Source organism: Romboutsia sp. 13368, assembly GCF_018336475.1.
Lineage (GTDB): Bacteria > Bacillota > Clostridia > Peptostreptococcales > Peptostreptococcaceae > Romboutsia.
Genome location: NZ_CP048741.1, coordinates 1,697,230 through 1,699,267 on the forward strand (window position 1 = coordinate 1,697,230; position 2,038 = coordinate 1,699,267).

The 2,038-nt window shown below is 24.4% G+C and carries 2 protein-coding genes; both read right to left on the reverse strand.

Going from position 1 to position 2,038, the window contains the following annotated elements:
* Positions 1-221 precede the first annotated feature (221 nt).
* Positions 222-917 carry a polysaccharide deacetylase family protein gene (locus G3997_RS06890; protein ID WP_296644774.1) on the reverse strand — a complete coding sequence of 232 codons (696 nt, stop codon included), beginning with the start codon at positions 915-917 and terminating at the stop codon, positions 222-224.
* A 24-nt stretch (positions 918-941) separates the two neighbouring features.
* A complete protein-coding gene (locus G3997_RS06895; protein WP_296644778.1) occupies positions 942-1,913 on the reverse strand; it encodes a CAP domain-containing protein in 972 nt (323 codons plus the stop codon).
* Between the last annotated feature and the right edge of the window lie 125 nt (positions 1,914-2,038).

Consider the following 2,038-nt stretch of genomic DNA (forward strand, 5'->3'; position numbering starts at 1 on the left):
ATAATTATTGTAAAAAATGCCCTTTAATCAAATAAAAAATTCGCTTCGCTCATGTCGCCAACGACTTTGTCCGTTGCTCAAAATATTTTWWATATGCTCTTGCAAAAACTGTGCTAAATAAGTTAAATATAAATAAAAATGCTATACCTATATAGGTATAGCATTTTTATTTATATTTAACTTTTTATTTGATTTCACAATTTAATAGTAATGTAATAACCTTACTTATCTATAATCTGAGATACAGTTACAAATTCAAATCCTTGTTCTATCATCTTAGGAATTAATATATCTAACGCATCTACAGTATTATTAGTTGCATAATCATGTAAAAGTATTATATCTCCATTTTTAGCATTATTCATTATTTTATTTGCAATAATTTCTGCTTCAGGATTTTGCCAATCTCTAGCATCAACACTTGTCCAAAGTACTATTTTATAATTAAGTTTTTTTGCAATTGATGCTAATTCTTCTTGTTTATAACTTCCATATGGCGGTCTAAATAATTGTGGCTTTTTTCCTGTTAATTTTACAAGTATTTCTTCACATTTTAATATCTCTTCTTCTAATTGCGTATTAGTTAAATGAGTTATATCAGGATGATTAAATGTATGATTTCCAATCTCATGTCCCTCTTTACTTGCTCTAACTAACGGCTCTGGGTACCAATTTGCATGTTTTCCAGCTATAAAAAAGGTTCCCTTAACATTATATTTATTAAGAACATCTAAAACCTGATTAGTTTCTTTTGGATGAGGTCCATCATCAAATGTTAAAGCTATTAATTTTTTATTTCTAGACCCATTTCTTATAAACACTTCTTCATCATTTATACTACTAGCATATATAAATGAATTACCTAGAAAAACTAGTACTAATGTGATTATAAGTGTAATTTTTTTGTACTTAAACATGTCTATAACTTCCTTTCATACTGTCTATGTGTAAAAGTTTTGAGTATAGTATATGTTATAATAACCTCCAAATATAACACCAACTCCTATATACTTATAATCCCCTAAAATATTTTTTCTATGACCTAAAGAGTTCATCCAAGCATGATGTGCATATATTGCACTATTTTGGCCAGCTGCAATATTCTCTCCTGCATTTTTATAATTTATTCCTTCACTTTTCATTCTATCAAATGGAGTTTTGTTTTCTTTATTTGTATGATCAAAATAATTCTTTAACATCATATCTTCACTATGCTTTCGAGAACTAATAGTTGCTTTTTCACTAAATGATAGTGTATTTAAATTATTTTTACTTCTTTCTGTATTAGCTAAGTCTTTTACTTGAAATTCAAAACTTTCTCGTAATTCATCACTATCTTTAGGATATATACCACTTAAGGAATTTTCTGCATTTTTACTTATAATTTGATATCCACAAACTTTATTTTCTTCGTGTATATCATAAAAAACTGTTATATAATTTTTATCAATATCTAATATATCATATTGATCATTAGAGTTTATAATATATCTAGTATTGCCTTTTTTTCTATATTCTAATGGCGTATACTTATCTCTAACTGATTCTCTATTAGAATTTAATTTTATATCTATTTCATTATTATCAATTCCATTACTATAAAGACCTACTACAGTATCATCTTCTATTCCTATCATAGCAAACTTACTTAAATCTTTATTATATACATACCATTTAAATTTATATTCACTGCAATCAATTCTCGATGGTTCACCTAATTTAGATATTATACTATCCTTACTATCACCTATTTTTATATCTTTAAAATTATCTATATTTATATTAATATCTGTTTTTGTTTTATCTATTGATGAAGTTRAGTTTATTACTTCCAAATTTTCTGAATTATTATTTTTATAATAATATGAATATACTAATATAATAGATAAAAATATAAAAATTATTTTTTTCAAAGTATCATCCTCCAATAATTATATACTATCTATCTATAATGAACATTTATAAAACAATTAATACTTGTTAGTATAATTATTCTATATTCAATTAGTATTTAATTTATTAAAAGTAATAATACATT